Genomic DNA, 15,737 nt, shown 5'->3' on the forward strand with positions numbered 1-15,737 from the left:
GGGCCGCGGAACCGGCCGTCCGCCGGGTTCCGCGGCCCGTGTGCCGCCGGTTCCGTGCTCCGTGTCAGTGCCGGAACGCGTCCTTGCCCTTCTCCTTGGCCTGCCGGGCGTCGCCCTTGGACTGCTCGGCGCGGCCCTCGGCCGTCATCCTCTCGTTACCGACGGCCCGGCCGGCCGCTTCCTTGGCCTTTCCCTTGGCCTGCTCCATCTTGGCCTTGGACTTCTGGTTGCCGGCCACAGTGGCTCACCTCTCGGCGTTCGCGTGCGATGTCCTGTCCGGCGGGTCGCCCGGTGCGGCGGGTTCAAACGTGCGAACGCCCGGCAGGGGTGTCCGGCGGGGCCCCGGGTACGAGCACCGGCAGGACAGCACGCATGGCACGTCGTCGACTCGGAGGAACGTCATGGCCGGAGTACTGGACCGGATCAAGCGGTTCGCGCGCAGCCCGCAGGGGCGCCGGGCGACCGAACAGGTGCGCCGGGCCGCCTCGGACCCGCGCCGCCGCGCGCAGGCCCAGGAGATGCTGCGCAGGTTCGGCAAGCGCCGCTGAGCACCTCCGCGCGCCGGAGCCGGCGGGGCGGTCAGTGCTGACCGGCGTGGGTGTGGCTGTGGGACGTCTCCGGCGGGCAGTCCCGGTCGCCGCCGGGGCGGTCCCGGCGCAAGTCGCGGACCGCGACGGTCAGCGCGCACAGCATGGCGGCGACGCCGGTGCCCACCGAAAGGGCGACGGCCCGGTGGTAGTCGTCGTGGGTGGCGTTCAGCGTCAGGTAGAAGAGCCCCGGCAGCGCGGCGGTGCCCACGGCGCCGCCCAGCCGCTGGCCCGTCTGCAGGGCGCCCCCGGCGGCCCCCGCCATCCGCACCGGCACGTCGCGGAGCGTCATGGTGATGTTCGGGGAGATCACACAGCCGCTGCCGAGTCCGCCGAGCAGCAGGGCCGGGGCGGCGAGCCAGGCGGCCTGACCGGAGGGCGCGAGCCAGAGCAGCAGCGCGGTCGTGCCCAGGCCCACCATGACGGCGACCAGTCCCCAGACGGTGAGCAGCCGCCCCAGCCGTTCCACCAGCCGCCCCGCCACGGCGGCGGCGACGGCCGAACCCACGGCGAACGGGGTCACCGCCAGGCCGGACATGAGCGGTGTGTAGCCCAGGCCGTTCTGGAAGAAGAGCGCGAAGACGAGCCACACCCCGCTGAACCCCACGAAGTAGAGGGCACCCAGGCCCGCGCCGGTGGCGTAGCCGCGGGTCTCGGTGAGCAGCCCCGGCTCCAGGAGCGGCTGGCCGCCCCGCCGGGCGACGCGGCGCTCCCACCGCGCGAAGGCGATCAGGACCAGTGCCCCCGCCGGGAACAGCCACCACGCCTTGGTCAGGCCGCCGCCCTCGGCGAGGACCAGCGGCAGCATCAGCGCCAGGATGCCCGCGCCGAGCAGGGCCACGCCCACGGGGTCGAGCCGCCCCCGGCCGCCGGGCGCCACCCGGGGCAGCAGCCGGAAGCCGAGGATCAGCGCGAGCAGGCCGACCGGAACGTTCACGTAGAAGATCCATCGCCAGCCCTCGGGCCCCGCGAGGGCCAGGATCAGACCGCCGACGACGGGTCCCACGGCGCTGGAGACCCCCACGGTGGCGCCGAACAGCCCGAACGCGCGCCCGCGTTCCGCTCCCCGGAACAGTTGCTGGATCAGTGCCGAGTTCTGCGGCGCGATGCTGCCCGCGGCGACTCCCTGGGCGAGCCGGGCGGCCACCAGCAGTCCGATGCCGGGCGCGGCCCCCGCGGCGGCGCTGCAGAGCACGAAGGCGGCCAGGGCGACGAGGAAGACGCGGCGCCTGCCGAAGGCGTCGCCGATCCGGCCCGCGGTCACCAGGGTCAGGGCGAAGGCGAGCGCGTAGCCGGAGACGACCCACTGCACGGACGCCGGCGAGGTGTGCAGTCCCTGCTGCATGGAGGGCAGGGCCACGGCGACGATCGTCACGTCCAGCAGGGTCATGAAGCCGGCGACCAGGGTCACCCACAGGGCCCGCCAGCGGTTGGGGTCCAAGCTGTCGTCCGGACGCTGCACACGGGCTCCCCTCGTGAGGCGGCAGAGGACGCACCACTCCGTCCCCACGCCTGCGTCACCCGTGACCAGGGCTTCAAACCCGCGCCGGGCCGTTACGCGCACCCGGACCCCAAACCGGAACCATGAGATCCCATAAGATGTGCTTATGACCTCATAGACCGGACCCGCGTACCGACTTAGGCTTGCCTTAGCTTAGGCTTCGCGGAGAGTCGATCTGTCACCGCTCGAAGGGAACCTGAACATGCCCCGCCCTCTGCGGGTAGCCATCGTCGGATCCGGCCCGGCCGGGATCTACGCCGCCGACGCCCTGCTCAAGTCCGAAGTGGCCGCCGACCCCGGTGTTTCCATCGACATCTTCGAGCGCATGCCCGCCCCGTTCGGACTCATCCGATACGGCGTCGCGCCCGACCACCCGCGCATCAAGGGCATCATCACGGCCCTGCACCAGGTGCTCGACAAGCCGCAGATCCGCCTCTTCGGCAACGTGAACTACCCCACCGACATCAGCCTCGACGATCTGCGCGCCTTCTACGACGGTGTGATCTTCGCCACCGGCGCCACGGCGGACCGGGACCTGTCGCTCCCGGGCATCGATCTCGACGGTTCGTACGGCGCGGCCGACTTCGTCGCCTGGTACGACGGCCACCCCGACTTCCCGCGCACCTGGCCGCTGGAGGCGGAGAAGGTCGCCGTCCTCGGTGTCGGCAACGTCGCCCTGGACATCGCCCGCGTCCTCGCCAAGACCGCGGACGAGCTGCTGCCCACCGAGATCCCGCCGAACGTGTACGAGGGGCTGAAGGCCAACAAGGCGCTGGAGGTCCACGTCTTCGGACGCCGCGGACCGGCGCAGGCGAAGTTCAGCCCGATGGAGCTGCGGGAGCTGGACCACTCCCCCAACATCGAGGTCATAGTCGACCCCGAGGACATTGACTACGACGAGGGTTCGATCGCGACCCGGCGCGGCAACAAGCAGGCCGACATGGTGGCCAAGACGCTGGAGAACTGGGCGATCCGCGACGTCGGCGACCGGCCGCACAAGCTGTTCCTGCACTTCTTCGAGTCGCCCGCGGAGATCCTCGGCGAGGACGGCAAGGTGGTCGGCCTGCGCACCGAGCGCACCGAGCTGGACGGCACGGGCAACGTCAAGGGCACCGGCGAGTTCAAGGACTGGGACGTCCAGGCGGTCTACCGGGCCGTCGGCTACCTGTCCGACCAGCTGCCCAAGCTGCCCTGGGACCTGCAGACGGGCACGGTCCCGGACGTGGGCGGCCGGGTCCTCCAGGAGTCCGGCGAGCACCTGCAGTCGACGTACGTCACGGGCTGGATCCGGCGCGGACCGATCGGCCTGATCGGGCACACCAAGGGCGACGCCAACGAGACGGTGGCCAACCTGCTGGACGACTACGCGAACGGCCGTCTCCAGACGCCCGCCTCGCCCGCTCCCGAGGCCGTGGACGCCTTCCTCGCCGAGCGCGAGGTCCGCTTCACCACCTGGGACGGCTGGTACAAGCTCGACGCCGCGGAGAAGGCGCAGGGCGAGCCGCAGGGACGTGAGCGCGTGAAGTACGTCGAACGCGAGGACATGCTCCGCGAGAGCGGCGCCTGAGCCAGGACGTCCGGCACCGGCTGCCTCCTGGCGGGGCGCCGGCGCCGGACGTGTCCGCGAGGTCCGCGGCGGGCGAACGGGCGGTCGGGCTCAGACCTCCAGTTCGTTCTCGATGCGGCGCAGCTGGTGGCGGGCCATGGCCAGGTTGGCGCGGCTCGCGTCCAGCACCAGGTAGAGGAACAGCCCGTTGCCGCCGCGGCCCTTGAGCAGCCGGATCATGTGGTACTGGCTGCTCAGGGTGATCAGGATGTCCTCGATCTCGTCCTTCAGACCGAGGTGCTCCATCGTGCGCAGTTTGGACCGTACGACGTCGGTGTTCCCGGCGGCGGCGACCTCGAGGTTGAAGTCCTTGCCGCCGCCCAGGGTGCCGAGCGCCATTCCGCTGGTGTAGTCGACCAGCGCGACGGCGGTCGCCCCGTCGATGGAGCTGAGGCATTCCTTGAGCGAGGTCTCCAGGTTGGCCATGGTGTTTCCTTTCCGGACGTGATCGGTACGCGATCGGTGATCAGGTCGGCCGGTGGTGGCCGCCGGCCTGGGGGGTGGGCTGGTGTGCGGGCCGCTGGGGGGTGCGCACCGGCAGGGTGCCGATGGGGCGGGCCGGCTGAGCGGGGAGTGCGGCACCGTGCTCGTCGGCCGGGGCGCGGCCGCGTTCCGCCCCGATCCCGGCGGCGACCAGTTCCCCGATCCGCGCGCCGCTGCGCCGGCCCTCCAAATGCAGCCGGCCCACGTTGACCCGGCCGTCGGCGAGCAGGGTGAGCACGGCGGCCGGACCCGCGGCGTATGTGGCGACGTAGCCGTCGCTCCCGCGCAGCAGCAGTTCGCGGAAGCCGCCGCGCGCGGTGGCTTCGGCCATGCGGTGCGCGACGCCGAGGGCGGCCGCGGTGAGCGCGGCGAGGCCCTCGGGTTCGGTGCCCGGCGCGTCGTGGGCCAGGACGAGTCCGTCCACGGTGGCCGCGAGCGACCCGGTCAGCTGGGGCACGCGGTTGCGCAGCCGGTGCAGTTCGTCCAGGACGTCGCTCTCGACGGCCATGAGCAGTCTCCTTTCGTCGCGCCGGCGGCGCGCGCGGATCACAGGGCCTCCAAGGCGTCTCGAAGCCGTCGCAGCAGGGCCGTGTCGGGGTCGTCCCACACGACCGACCGCGGTTCGGGGCCGGGGGGACCGGTGGGAGGGGACGGGGCCGCGGGTGGCGCGGCACGGACGAGGCCGTCGGCCGCCAGACGCCGCAGTTCGACCAGGGTGTGGTAGGTGCGGCAGGCGAGCGCCGACGCGATCTGGGCGGCGGTGCGTACGCCGTCGACCTGGGTCAGGGTGCGACCGCGCCGCACGGGCAGCTCGGCGGTGTCCGTGCCCGGCACCCGGGCCAGGGGCTGGGTGTCGATGGCGGGGTCGGGCCAGATCCGGTCCAGCAGGGCACGCCGGCGCCCGGACTCGCGGACGACGACGTCCACCGGGACGGAGCGGACCGCGCCGAGCCAGTGCACCGCGCCGGGCCGGAAGCGCCGGGCGCGCGTGTCGTGGGCCAGCACGAAGTACGCGGCGTCGAACAGTGCGCCCAGGTGGCAGACCTCCAGCGCGCCCGCGGCGAGCCTGCCGCTGTCCACGAGCCGGTGGCCGACCCGGTGCTGGGCGCCGCCCCGGTCGACCGCGTCCCACCAGCCGTCCGGCGGGACCGCGCCGCTGCGGGTGAGCAGCGCGCCGAGGTCGGGCGTCAGGGCCGACTCCACGTGCACGACGCGGCCGGCCGAGAGGTAGACGATGCCCCGCTCGCCCGACAGGGCACCGGTCGCCCCTTCGGCCGCGAGGGCACCGAGGGCTTCCGACGTCGTCCCGTGCGTGGCCCAGGTGGTCGTCACCCGGGTCATCCGAGCACCAGCCGGTCCGCCATCTCGGCCAGCCGGATGCGGGCCAGGGCGAGGTTCCCGTCGTGGCGGTCCAGCCACAGGTGGAGGAAGACGGTGCTGTCGAACGGGGTGCTGACGAACCTGAGCAGGTGGTAGGCGTCGCCGGTGGTGGCGATCAGGTCCTCGACCGGGGGTTCCTTCCCGGGCTCGGCGGTGCCGCCCATCGCCAGGGAGCCGCTCTCCGCGACGTGCCGGCCCAGCTCCGCCGTCTCCGCGGCGGTCGCCTCCCAGTCGCCGCCCGGCGCCTCGCCGACGGCGCCGAGGGCGAGCCCGCTGATCCAGTCGACCAGGGACGCGCCGCGCGCGCCGGGCAGTCGCATGGCTTCCAGCAGACTCTCGTCGATTCCGGGCACGCCGGATCCCCTCCCCTGCACGGCTGTACCGCGAACGTGACGACGACACTACGGAAAGTGCACGCATCCGGTGAGGGCTTTGGCATTTTCCAGAGGAACGTGCGCGCGCTCGGGCATACTGCGGGGTTCGGCCCCTTCCAGGGCCGGTGAGGGAGCGTGCGCACGCCGAGACGGGCAACCCGGGGTGCATGGCCCGACTCCACCTCCCCCGCAGTGGGAAGCACACGAAGGACACCCCGGCGGACGCACCGGGCGGCGAGAGGACGGACCAGGACTACGGTCCCGACGCCGCCACCGAGGACGCCGCTCCCGACTCCCCCACCGAACTGCCCGGGCGTTCGTGGTCCGCGCTGGCGCGGCGCGTGGTCGCCGAGTTCAAGGACGACGAGCTGACCGACCGGGCCGCCGCCCTGACCTACTACGGCATCCTGTCGCTGTTCCCGGCCATGCTGGTGCTGGTCTCGCTGCTCGGCATCGCCGGGGAGTCCGCCACCCAGGAGGTCCTGGACAACGTACAGAAGCTCGCGCCGGGTTCCGCGCGGGACGTGATCACGAACGCCGTGGAGCAACTGCAGGCCAAGGCGGGCCTGGGCTCCGTGCTGGCCGTGGTCGGTCTGGTGGGCGCGGTCTGGTCGGCGTCCGGCTACGTGGCCGCGTTCATCCGCGCCGCCAACGCGGTCTACGACATGCCCGAGGGGCGCCCGGTGTGGAAGGTGCTGCCGCTGCGCGTGGCGCTGACGGTGGTGCTGCTCGTGCTCGCGGTGGTCAGCTCGCTCATCGTGGTGTTCACCGGAAGCCTGGCCCGGCAGGCGGGCACGGCACTCGGTGTCGGCGACACCGCGCTGACCGTGTGGTCGATCGCCAAGTGGCCGGTGCTGGTCCTGCTCGTCACCTTCATGATCGCGATCCTGTACTGGGCCGCGCCGAACGCCCGGGTCAAGGGCTTCAAGTGGATCTCTCCGGGCAGCCTGGTCGCGCTGCTGATCTGGCTGCTCGCCTCCGCCGGATTCGCCTTCTACGTGGCCAACTTCGGCTCGTACAACAAGACGTACGGCACCCTGGCCGGTGTCATCGTCTTTCTGGTGTGGCTGTGGGTGACCAACCTGGCGATCCTGCTCGGCCTGGAGTTCGACGCGGAGCTGGCCCGGCAGCGGGTCATCGACGGCGGTTTCCCGCCCGACGAGGAGCCGTACGTCGAGCCGCGCGACACCCGGGCGTGGAACGAGGCGGACCGGCGGCGCGCGGCCGAGGACGAGTGAGGCCGGCACCCCGGCGACGCCCCCGGCCTCGGCGTCGAACTCGACGACGAGGCCGCGGCCCGCTTCGGGACGCCGCCGGGTGGGGCCGTGGAACGCTACGGCAGGATCGAGTCGACGTATCCGCCGTCGACCCGGACGGCCGCGCCGGTGGTGGCCGAGGCGAGCGGGGAGCTGAGGTACACCACCAGGTTGGCGATCTCCTCCGGCTCGATCAGCCGCTGGAGCAGGGACTGCGGGCGGTGCTCGCGCATGAAGACGCGCTGTGCCTCGTCCCAGGGCAGGTCGCGGTCGACCAGCTGGTACACGAAGTCCTCGACGCCCTCGGTGTGGGTGGGGCCCGCGATGACGCAGTTCACCGTGACGCCGCTGCCCGCGGCCTCCTTGGCGAAGCCGCGGCCGACTCCGAGCAGGGCCGTCTTGGACACCCCGTAGTGGATCATCTCGGACGGGATCACGACGGCCGAGTCACTCGCGATGTACAGCACCCGGCCCCAGCCGCGGTCCCTCATCCGGGGGAGATGGGCGCGCGTCAGCCTGACGCCCGCGAGGACGTTGATCTCGAAGTAGCGGCGCCACTCGGCGTCGCTGATCTCCAGCGCGGGCGCGGCGCCGAAGACGCCGAGGTTGTTCACGAGGACGTCCACGTCGGGCAGCGCCTCCAGGGCCCGCTCGGCGCCCTCCCCGGTACCGAGGTCGGCCGCGACCGGCACGAACGCGCCGCCCGGCACCTCGGCCCGCAGCTTCTCGACGCTCTCCGCCAGGCGCCCCGCGTCGCGCCCGTTGACGCCCACGGTGGCACCGGCCCGCGCCAGCCCGGCGGCGATCGCCGCCCCGATGCCCTGCGAGGAGCCCGTCACCAGTGCGGTGCGTCCGCCGAGGTCGAGATTCATCACGTCGCTCCCTGTCGTGCCGTACGGTCGGTCGGGTTGCTCCTGCCCACCCTCGCTCACGACGCACCCGCGCCCCGGCCGCCCGCACCGTGCGCCGCGCCGCGGCCCGCCCGGTCGGCGGACCCCGGTGCTCTCGACTGACCTGCGGCGACGATACTTGCCTACGTCCGTGCCCCTGCTTCCAGATGGACCCATGCCGACCTCTCCCACCGCCCGCCCCACGCATCCGCCCACGCTGTGGGCCGCTCGCGGCCGCCATGTCGGCTCCGCGGCCGAGGACACCGTCCTGCGCCGGCTGCGGCGGCTCAAGGACGACCACGTCATCGACGACTTCCTGGAGCCGCCCGACGAGCCGGCGGCCGCCGCGACCCCGGGCCCCCGGATCTTCGAGGCGCGCTGGAAGGCCCCCGGGGCCGTCACCGTGCGGGCCAGGCTGATCCTGGAGCCCGGCTCGGCGGGCGGCCAGGAGTGGACGCTGCTCGCGGAGGCCGAGGAGGCCTGGGACCTCGCCTGGCCCTCCCCCGCCACCGTGTTCTGGCCGGACGACCCGGACGTCACCTGGGACCGGGACGCCGCCACGGGGTTGCGGCTGCGGGGCATCAACACCCTGCCCGACGACGACAAGGCGGTGCGCAGGCTGCTCAAGGAGGCCGGGCGCAGCCCGTGGAACATCCACGTCGTCGTGCACGAGGCAATGACCCCGGACCACCGCGGCCGGGTACCGCTGGCGCAGCGGCTGCCGCCCGGACTGCGGCACCGGGTGGTGGAGCACCGCGCCGCGCCGCAGCAGTTGCGGGTGGTGAACTGGGCCCTGGAGGACTTCGGCGTCCAGGTGCCGCGCGGCGGCGCCGTGGTGCTGCCCGGCACACCGGCTCCGGCCGACTTCGCCGCCGATGACTTCTCCGTGCGCACGGTCTTCCTGGACGGCTCCGAGCCCACCGGGCTGATCGCGGCGGTGACCTCCTTCGCCGCGCTGCCCAGGCCGCTGCCCGACGACGCGGTGGCGGCCCTCGGCTCGCTGCGGGAGGACTGGCGGCTGCTGACGCTGGAGGAGGAGCTGGAGCGCGAGCGCAAGCTGGTGGCGATGTACGCCGAGGCGCTCGAGGCCATGACGCAGTCCCGTGACCTGTACCGGGAGGCGGCGGAGCGCGCGGCCGAGGCCCTCGCCGTGTACCGGGAGTCCGCCGCGGCGGCACCGGCCGGACCCGCACCGTCCCAGACACCCCCGGCCTCCCCCTTGCGGAGTCTGACCCGCACGCTGGAGCGGTTCAGGGGCTCCGCCCGCACCCCACGCCCGGACGCCCCCGCCCGCGACACCCCGGAGCCTCCCGGCACCCCGGGGGCCGACGCCTGACCCCTCCCGTCCGCCCGACCGAACGCGCGGGCCCGGCCGGGAGACCCGGACCCGGGCCGAGGCGACCGGGGCCCCTGCGGCGGCCGCCCCGGAACGCCGCAAGCCTCGGCGGCTCCACCCGGTCAGCACCCCTGTGGCCCACGGCCAGCAGACACCGGGCCGCAGACACCGGGCCGCAGACACCGGGCCGCAGGCCGCAGGCCGCACGAGCGGACCGAACGAGCGGGCCGGCCCGGGCCGGGGGACCCGCGGAGACGGCCCCCGCACGCCGAAAGGCTCGGCTGCTCCAGAGGCACGGCCGCAACCCCCGTCGGACCGCCCCGGTCCCGCGGCTTCCCCCGGCGAATGCCGGACGGGCCGGCGGCCCCGGGCGCAGACCAGTCACGCCGATCGTGGACACCGCCCAGCGCCGGACGCCCACGCGGCAAGGGTGGGCGCGAGGGCGTGGGGTGAGGGCACCCTCACGTGTCATCCGCCGCGAGGTGGATACGCGGACGGCACAGGAGCACGGCCCGTCCCGGAAGGTCATCGACGCCATGGACAGCCAGCACGACAGCGCCCCCGCTTCCCGCCCACCGGAGTCCTCCCGTTCGCAGACCACGCTCCGCGTCAACGGCAAACCGCACACCCTCACCGTCGATCACCGTCGCGTCCTGCTGGACCTCCTGCGGGAGGACCTCGAACTCGCGGGCGCCAAGAAGGGCTGCGACCACGGTCAGTGCGGCGCCTGCACGGTCCTGGTCGACGGGCGGCGCGTCAACAGCTGCCTGCTGTTCGCGGTCGCCCTGGACGGCTGTGAGGTCACCACCGTCGAGGGTCTCGCCGGGGACGGCGAGGAGCTGCACCCGGTGCAGCGCGCCTTCCTGGACCGCGACGCCTTCCAGTGCGGCTACTGCACCCCGGGCCAGATCTGTTCCGCGGTCGGCGCGCTCGCCGAGGCCGCGGCGGGGCATCCGTCCCACGTCACCGACCCCGCGACACCCTCCGGGGAGCCCGTCGCGCTGGGCCGGGACGAGATCCGGGAGCGGCTGAGCGGCAACCTGTGCCGGTGCGGCGCCTATCCGCGGATCGCCGACGCGGTCGAGGACGTGATCCCGTGAAGCCCTTCGCCTACGTACGCGCGGACAGCGTCGAGGAGGCCACCGAGGCCTACGCGGCCCACCCCGGCGCCCGTTACCTCGGCGGCGGCACCAACCTCGTCGACCTGATGAAGCTCGGCGTGGAGACGCCCGCCGCGCTCGTCGACGTCACCCGGCTGCCGCTGGACACCGTGGAGGAGCTGCCGGACGGCGCGCTGCGGGCGGGCGCGATGGTCCGCAACAGCGACCTCGCGGCCCACCCGGCGGTGCGCGACCGCTACCCGGCGCTGTCCCAGGCACTGCTGGCCGGTGCCTCCGGGCAGTTGCGCAACGCCGCCACCACCGGCGGCAACCTGCTGCAGCGCACCCGCTGTCCCTACTTCCAGGACGTGTCCAAGCCCTGCAACAAGCGGGAGCCCGGCAGCGGCTGCGGCGCGCTGGAGGGCGTGCACCGCGATCACGCGGTCCTCGGCCACTCCGACCAGTGCATCGCCACCCACCCCTCGGACATGGCGGTGGCGCTGGCCGCCCTCGACGCGCGCGTGGAGCTGCACGGCCCCGAGGGCACCCGCAGCGTGCCCGCCGCCGACTTCCACCGGCTCCCCGGCCTGCATCCGGAGCGGGACACGGAGATCCACCCCGGCGAGCTGATCACCGGCGTGGTCCTGCCGGCGGCCACGGCCGGGCTGCCCTCGGCGTACCGCAAGGCCCGCGACCGGGCGTCGTACGCCTTCGCGCTGGCCTCCGTCGCCGTGGTGCTGCACCTCGCGGACGGGGTGGTGGAGCGGGCCGGGATCGCCTTCGGCGCGCTGGCGCACCGGCCTTGGCGGGCCCGGCGGGCCGAGGACGCGCTGCTGGGCGCGGCGCCCACCACGGCGGCGTTCGAGCACGCCGTCGACCTGGAGCTGGCCGCGGCGGAACCGCTGCGGGACAACGCCTACAAGGTGCCGCTGGCCCGCCGGCTGGCCCTGGACGTACTGGGCCGGCTCGCCCCGCCCGCCACGACCTGACGACCGAGGCGTCCACGAGGAGGACTCCATGACCGCCACCGATGCCGTCCTGGGCGCTCCCGTCGAGCGCCGGGAAGGGCGGGAGAAGGTCACCGGCACCGCCCGGTACGCCGCCGAGTACCCGGCACCGGGCCGCGCCCAGGCCTGGCCCGTGCCCGCGACCGTCGTACGGGGCCGGGTGACGGGCGTCGACACCGCGCCCGCGCTCGCGCTGCCCGGCGTGCTCGCGGTGCTCACCCACGAGAACGCGCCCCGGCTCGGCACCCCGGACGACCCGACGCTGGCCGTGCTGCAGGACCCGCACGTCCCGCACCGGGGCTGGTTCGTGGGCGTGGTGGTGGCCGAGACGCTGGAGGCGGCCCGCGCCGGAGCCGCCGCCGTCCGCGTCACCTACGAGACCGAGCCCCACGACGTGACGCTCACCGCCTCGCACTCCGGGGCGTACGTCCCCGAGTCGGCCAACGGAGGCTTTCCGGCCGTCACCGAGCAGGGCGACCCGGACGGCGCCTTCGCCTCCTCGGCGACCCGGGTGGACGTCGAGTACCGGGTGCCGCCGCTGCACAACCACCCGATGGAGCCGCACGCCAGTACGGCGCACTGGGACGGCGACCGGCTGGCCGTGCAGTGCTCCAGCCAGGGCACCACGGCGGTGCAGAAGGAACTGGCGCGCCTGTTCGCACTGCCCGAGGACCGGATCACGGTGCGCGCCGAGCACGTGGGCGGAGGGTTCGGTTCCAAGGGCACGCCGCGTCCCGAGGTGGTACTGGCCGCGATGGCGGCGCGCGAGACCGGGCGGCAGGTGACCGTCGCGCTGCCGCGCCGCTACCTGCCCGCCGTCGTCGGGCACCGCGCGCCGACCCTGCACCGGCTGCGCCTCGGCGCGGACCACGGCGGCCGGCTCACGTCGCTCGTGCACGAAGTGACGACGCACACCTCGCGCGTGAAGGAGTTCGTGGAGCAGGCGGCGGTCCCCGCGCGGGTCATGTACGCCGCTCCCGCCCTGCGTACGGTCCACCGCGTGGCGGCGCTGGACGTGCCCACACCGTCCTGGATGCGCGCTCCCGGCGAGTGCCCCGGCATGTACGCCCTCGAGTCCGCGATGGACGAACTGGCCGTCGAACTCGGCATCGACCCGGTGGAGCTGAGGATCCGCAACGAACCGGAGAGCGAGCCGGACAGCGGACGACCCTTCAGCAGCAGGCATCTGGTGGAGTGTCTGCGCGAGGGCGCCCGGCGCTTCGGATGGGAGGACCGCGACCCCCGGCCCCGCTCGCGCGAGGCCGGTCCCCTGCTCATCGGCAGTGGGGTCGCTTCCGCCACCTACCCGGTGCTGGTCTCGCCGTGCGTCGCCTCGGCGCGCGCCCGGCCCGACGGCGGTTTCCTGGTGCGGGTCAACGCCACCGACATCGGCACCGGCGCCCGGACGGTTCTCGCGCAGATCGCGGCCGACGCCCTCGGCGTCCCGCTGGACCGGGTGCGCGTCGAAGTCGCCGACAGCGGCATCGGGTTCGCCCCGATGGCCGGCGGTTCCTCGGGCACCGCGTCCTGGGGGTCGGCCGTCCACGAGGCGTGTGTCCGGCTGGCCGGCCGGCTGGCGGAGCACTCGGGCCCACTGCCGGACGAGGGGGTCACGGCCGAGGCCGACACCTCCGGGACGGCGGACGCGGAGAGCCCCTTCGCCCGGCACGCGTTCGGCGCGCACTTCGCCGAGGTGACCGTGGACACCGTCTCCGGTGAGGTGCGGGTGACCCGGCTGCTGGGTGTCTTCGCCGCGGGCCGCATCCTCAACGCGCGTACGGCCCGCTCCCAGTTCATCGGGGGCATGACGATGGGCCTGGGGATGGCGTTGACCGAGGACAGCACGGTGGACCCGGTGTTCGGCGACTTCGTCGAGCGCGACCTGGCGTCGTACCACGTGCCCGCGCACGCGGACGTCGCGGACGTCGAGGCGCACTGGGTCGACGAGGAGGACGGCCACCTCAACCCCATGGGCAGCAAGGGGATCGGCGAGATCGGGATCGTGGGCTCGGCGGCGGCGGTGGGCAACGCCGTGCGCCACGCCACCGGCGTCCGCTTCCGGGAACTTCCGCTCACTCCGGACCGGGTGCTCACCGCCCTGCTGGAGCACGAGCATCCCGCGGGCATGCTGGGCGTCTGACGGCACACGCGTGGTCCGCGCCGGTTCGTCTTCCGGCGCGGACCACGCGCTGTCGGGAGAGGGCGGCGCCGGTCAGTCCGCGGCGGTACGGCCCGGCACGGCCACGGAGCGGGCCGGCCGGCGCCGGGAGTCCTGCGAGGCCACCCGCACGCACAGCGCCGTCAGCGCGACGAGCGAGGCGACCACTGCCACGCCGACCGCGACCCAGACCGGTGCCAGCGTCAGGTCCGTGACCGGGGACACCCGCGCCGCGGGGGTGGCGCTGCCGTAGAGCTTGGCCGCGGCCAGCGCCGCCGGTCCCACGACCGCTACGGCGAGCAGCGGTACGGCAGGACGTACGGTCAGCAGCAGGGCCAGCACCAGGCAGAGCGCCGAAAGGCCGAGTGCCACCCCGTAGGCCTGCGCGGAGGCGTCGCCGCGGTGCAGCGGGAAGTAGGCCACGCCGCACCCGGCCAGCACCGCGACGGTCAGCCAGGCCGGACCGCGGGCCGCCCGCCGCGCCGCGCGGTCGCGCGCCGCACGGGCCGTGCCGCCGTCGCGCGCAGCACCGGATTCCGCCCGGCGCTCCGCACGGGGCCCCCGGCGGTCGCGCGCCGCGCGGGACTCGTCGCGGTCGCGCGCCGCGCGGGACTCGTCGCGGTCGCGGCCCCGGCGGAACGGGTGCGGCGGCCTGCGGCGTTCACGGCCGCGCCGGTCCGGTCCGTCGGCGTCGCCGGTGCGTCCCGCCGACCGGGCGGCGGGCTCGCGTCCCTCGTGCTCGCCGGCCGCGTCGTGGGCCGCCCGCGACCGCCGGGCGTCGGGCCGCTCCGGGCCCAGGTGTCCGTTCTCGGCGAGCCGGCCGATGAGTTCGACCAGTTCCTCCACGGGCCGGCCGGTGGCGGCGGCACGCACGGCCTCCTGCCCGCAGTGCGGTTCCAGCGGCGTGCGGTGCAGCAGCGCCATCAGCCGGGTCACGTCCTCCACGGAGCGGCACTCCGCCGCGGCCCGGATCGCCTCGTCCGCGCTGTCGGACTGTCGCGGCGGCCGGGTCAGCAGGCCGACCAGCCGGGTGACGTCCTCGACGGACCGGTTCACGCCGACGGCGCGGAGCGCGTCGATCGTGGCCTGCGCGTACTGCGGTGACCGTTCCAGCGTCGTGATCAGGTCGACGACCTCGTCCAGCGGCCGGTCGGCGACGGCGGCGCGCACCAGGTCGCCGACGGGATCGCCGTACGCGTGCGCCGCACCGTCGGCGGCATCGGCGTCCGCGTACGAGTCGGCGTCGGGGGCGGTCTCCGCGTCGGGGGCGGGGAGGTCGGGGTCGGGATCGAGTTCGGGGAGGTCGGCGTCGTCGAAGTCGACGTCCCAGATGTCGCCCTCCTGCTCGGGCGAGGGCCGGCCGGCGGACGTCCGGGCCGCGGGTTCCGCGCCCGGCGGTCGCGCCGTGCCGGTGGTCGTGGTCGTCTCCCCGGTGGGCAGGTCCAGGGCGGATATGGCGTACTCGGGCGAGCGGGGTGATGAGGAGCCGGTGGTCATGATCTCTCCGTGTGGTGGGGGTGCGGCCGCCCTGCGTCCCCGACATGCGACTCGCGCTGTGTGCTGCCATTACTAGGCAGGTCCATCGCGCCGTGCCACTCCGGTGGGCCACAGGGATGAGAGACCCCCTCACCGGGTCTTGCCGCGACCGCGAGCGGGCATCCGGGGAGGGAGGCGTGTACCGCGCGCCGAAGGAGGGGTCCGTGGATACGACCACAGTGATCGTCGTGGTGGTGCTGCTCGCGGCGCTGGTCCTCGCGGCGGCTCTCGCCGTCCTGGTGCGTCTGGTCCGCACCCGGCGGGACCTCAGGCGGGCCGGCCTGCCCACGGGACCGCGCTGGGTCTTCTGGGGGGCCGTCCTCTATCTGGTGCTCCCGGCGGACCTGTTGCCCGATCCGGTCTACCTGGACGACATCGGTGTGCTGCTCCTGGCCCTGCGCTCGGCGCGCGGCTCGATCGGCGGGCGGCGCGGCCCGGCGGACGGGCGGCGGGGCACCGGCCCGCCCGGTGACTACGCAGCGTAAGGAAACCAATCACCCGTTCGATTCGTATAAGTCTCTGG

The 15,737-nt window shown here is 74.4% G+C and carries 16 protein-coding genes; 8 read left to right on the forward strand and 8 right to left on the reverse strand.

Annotated features, from left to right (window positions below; genetic code table 11):
* Positions 1 to 64: 64 nt before the first annotated feature.
* A complete protein-coding gene (locus tag ACZ6IM_RS16445) occupies positions 65 to 238 on the reverse strand; it encodes a CsbD family protein (RefSeq protein ID WP_052841170.1) in 174 nt (57 codons plus the stop codon).
* Between the two features lie 163 nt (positions 239 to 401).
* Here ACZ6IM_RS16445 and ACZ6IM_RS16450 point away from each other — a divergent pair, with 163 nt between their 5' ends.
* Positions 402 to 548 carry a hypothetical protein gene (locus ACZ6IM_RS16450; protein WP_104633223.1) on the forward strand — a complete coding sequence of 49 codons (147 nt, stop codon included), beginning with the start codon at positions 402 to 404 and terminating at the stop codon, positions 546 to 548.
* A gap of 31 nt (positions 549 to 579) precedes the next feature.
* Here ACZ6IM_RS16450 and ACZ6IM_RS16455 read toward each other — a convergent pair whose 3' ends face one another.
* The gene (locus ACZ6IM_RS16455) at positions 580 to 2,049 is read right to left on the reverse strand and encodes an MFS transporter (protein WP_469557153.1); all 1,470 of its coding nucleotides are present in this window, start codon (positions 2,047 to 2,049) and stop codon (positions 580 to 582) included.
* Positions 2,050 to 2,290: 241 nt separating this feature from the next.
* Here ACZ6IM_RS16455 and ACZ6IM_RS16460 point away from each other — a divergent pair, with 241 nt between their 5' ends.
* Complete coding sequence (locus tag ACZ6IM_RS16460; protein ID WP_052841168.1) at positions 2,291 to 3,655, forward strand: FAD-dependent oxidoreductase; 1,365 nt, start codon at positions 2,291 to 2,293, stop codon at positions 3,653 to 3,655.
* Positions 3,656 to 3,745: 90 nt separating this feature from the next.
* Here the strand turns inward: ACZ6IM_RS16460 and ACZ6IM_RS16465 are convergent, their stop codons facing one another.
* The 4 genes from ACZ6IM_RS16465 to ACZ6IM_RS16480 are packed head-to-tail and all read right to left on the reverse strand — an operon-like array spanning position 3,746 to position 5,910.
* On the reverse strand, positions 3,746 to 4,120 hold the full coding sequence (locus ACZ6IM_RS16465; RefSeq protein ID WP_052841167.1) for a roadblock/LC7 domain-containing protein: 375 nt from the start codon (positions 4,118 to 4,120) through the stop codon (positions 3,746 to 3,748).
* 40 nt (positions 4,121 to 4,160) lie between these two features.
* A complete protein-coding gene (locus ACZ6IM_RS16470) occupies positions 4,161 to 4,685 on the reverse strand; it encodes a roadblock/LC7 domain-containing protein (protein WP_052841166.1) in 525 nt (174 codons plus the stop codon).
* 38 nt (positions 4,686 to 4,723) lie between these two features.
* Entirely contained in the window at positions 4,724 to 5,518 is a 795-nt protein-coding gene (locus ACZ6IM_RS16475; protein ID WP_469557155.1) for a hypothetical protein, read from the reverse strand.
* Positions 5,515 to 5,910: a hypothetical protein gene (locus ACZ6IM_RS16480; protein ID WP_052841165.1), complete on the reverse strand. Its 396-nt coding sequence runs from the start codon at positions 5,908 to 5,910 to the stop codon at positions 5,515 to 5,517. Before ACZ6IM_RS16480 ends, ACZ6IM_RS16475 begins: the two co-directional genes overlap by 4 nt.
* A gap of 188 nt (positions 5,911 to 6,098) precedes the next feature.
* Between ACZ6IM_RS16480 and ACZ6IM_RS16485 the strand changes: the two genes are divergently transcribed.
* Complete coding sequence (locus tag ACZ6IM_RS16485) at positions 6,099 to 7,169, forward strand: YihY/virulence factor BrkB family protein (RefSeq protein ID WP_052841164.1); 1,071 nt, start codon at positions 6,099 to 6,101, stop codon at positions 7,167 to 7,169.
* 95 nt (positions 7,170 to 7,264) lie between these two features.
* Here ACZ6IM_RS16485 and ACZ6IM_RS16490 read toward each other — a convergent pair whose 3' ends face one another.
* Positions 7,265 to 8,059 (reverse strand): SDR family NAD(P)-dependent oxidoreductase, encoded by a 795-nt coding sequence (locus ACZ6IM_RS16490; protein WP_052841163.1) that lies wholly within the window; start codon positions 8,057 to 8,059, stop codon positions 7,265 to 7,267.
* A 193-nt stretch (positions 8,060 to 8,252) separates the two neighbouring features.
* Here ACZ6IM_RS16490 and ACZ6IM_RS16495 point away from each other — a divergent pair, with 193 nt between their 5' ends.
* From ACZ6IM_RS16495 to ACZ6IM_RS16510, 4 genes are all read left to right on the forward strand, one after another.
* A complete protein-coding gene (locus ACZ6IM_RS16495; RefSeq protein WP_469557156.1) occupies positions 8,253 to 9,413 on the forward strand; it encodes a hypothetical protein in 1,161 nt (386 codons plus the stop codon).
* A 536-nt stretch (positions 9,414 to 9,949) separates the two neighbouring features.
* Positions 9,950 to 10,513, forward strand: coding sequence for a 2Fe-2S iron-sulfur cluster-binding protein (locus ACZ6IM_RS16500; protein WP_052841161.1), 564 nt, complete (start codon positions 9,950 to 9,952; stop codon positions 10,511 to 10,513).
* Positions 10,510 to 11,502 carry an FAD binding domain-containing protein gene (locus ACZ6IM_RS16505; protein ID WP_052841160.1) on the forward strand — a complete coding sequence of 331 codons (993 nt, stop codon included), beginning with the start codon at positions 10,510 to 10,512 and terminating at the stop codon, positions 11,500 to 11,502. Before ACZ6IM_RS16500 ends, ACZ6IM_RS16505 begins: the two co-directional genes overlap by 4 nt.
* Positions 11,503 to 11,530: 28 nt before the next feature.
* Positions 11,531 to 13,660: a xanthine dehydrogenase family protein molybdopterin-binding subunit gene (locus tag ACZ6IM_RS16510; RefSeq protein ID WP_469557159.1), complete on the forward strand. Its 2,130-nt coding sequence runs from the start codon at positions 11,531 to 11,533 to the stop codon at positions 13,658 to 13,660.
* A gap of 72 nt (positions 13,661 to 13,732) precedes the next feature.
* Here ACZ6IM_RS16510 and ACZ6IM_RS16515 read toward each other — a convergent pair whose 3' ends face one another.
* Positions 13,733 to 15,175: a hypothetical protein gene (locus tag ACZ6IM_RS16515; RefSeq protein WP_469557161.1), complete on the reverse strand. Its 1,443-nt coding sequence runs from the start codon at positions 15,173 to 15,175 to the stop codon at positions 13,733 to 13,735.
* Positions 15,176 to 15,378: 203 nt separating this feature from the next.
* Between ACZ6IM_RS16515 and ACZ6IM_RS16520 the strand changes: the two genes are divergently transcribed.
* Positions 15,379 to 15,699, forward strand: coding sequence for a YkvA family protein (locus ACZ6IM_RS16520; protein WP_052841396.1), 321 nt, complete (start codon positions 15,379 to 15,381; stop codon positions 15,697 to 15,699).
* Positions 15,700 to 15,737: the final 38 nt, after the last annotated feature.

The sequence above is a fragment of the Streptomyces sp. NPDC042336 genome (genome assembly GCF_055581985.1).

Excerpts from the sequence above, each read along its gene's own strand:
- ACZ6IM_RS16470 (WP_052841166.1), bottom strand. The coding sequence starts at position 4,685 with ATGGCCGTCGAGAGCGACGTCCTGGACGAACTGCACCGGCTGCGCAAC.
- ACZ6IM_RS16490 (WP_052841163.1), bottom strand. The coding sequence starts at position 8,059 with ATGAATCTCGACCTCGGCGGACGCACCGCACTGGTGACGGGCTCCTCG.
- ACZ6IM_RS16450 (WP_104633223.1), top strand. The coding sequence starts at position 402 with ATGGCCGGAGTACTGGACCGGATCAAGCGGTTCGCGCGCAGCCCGCAG.
- ACZ6IM_RS16495 (WP_469557156.1), top strand. The coding sequence starts at position 8,253 with ATGCCGACCTCTCCCACCGCCCGCCCCACGCATCCGCCCACGCTGTGG.
- ACZ6IM_RS16460 (WP_052841168.1), top strand. The coding sequence starts at position 2,291 with ATGCCCCGCCCTCTGCGGGTAGCCATCGTCGGATCCGGCCCGGCCGGG.
- ACZ6IM_RS16515 (WP_469557161.1), bottom strand. The coding sequence starts at position 15,175 with ATGACCACCGGCTCCTCATCACCCCGCTCGCCCGAGTACGCCATATCC.
- ACZ6IM_RS16475 (WP_469557155.1), bottom strand. The coding sequence starts at position 5,518 with ATGACCCGGGTGACGACCACCTGGGCCACGCACGGGACGACGTCGGAA.
- ACZ6IM_RS16465 (WP_052841167.1), bottom strand. The coding sequence starts at position 4,120 with ATGGCCAACCTGGAGACCTCGCTCAAGGAATGCCTCAGCTCCATCGAC.
- ACZ6IM_RS16485 (WP_052841164.1), top strand. The coding sequence starts at position 6,099 with ATGGCCCGACTCCACCTCCCCCGCAGTGGGAAGCACACGAAGGACACC.
- ACZ6IM_RS16510 (WP_469557159.1), top strand. The coding sequence starts at position 11,531 with ATGACCGCCACCGATGCCGTCCTGGGCGCTCCCGTCGAGCGCCGGGAA.
- ACZ6IM_RS16500 (WP_052841161.1), top strand. The coding sequence starts at position 9,950 with ATGGACAGCCAGCACGACAGCGCCCCCGCTTCCCGCCCACCGGAGTCC.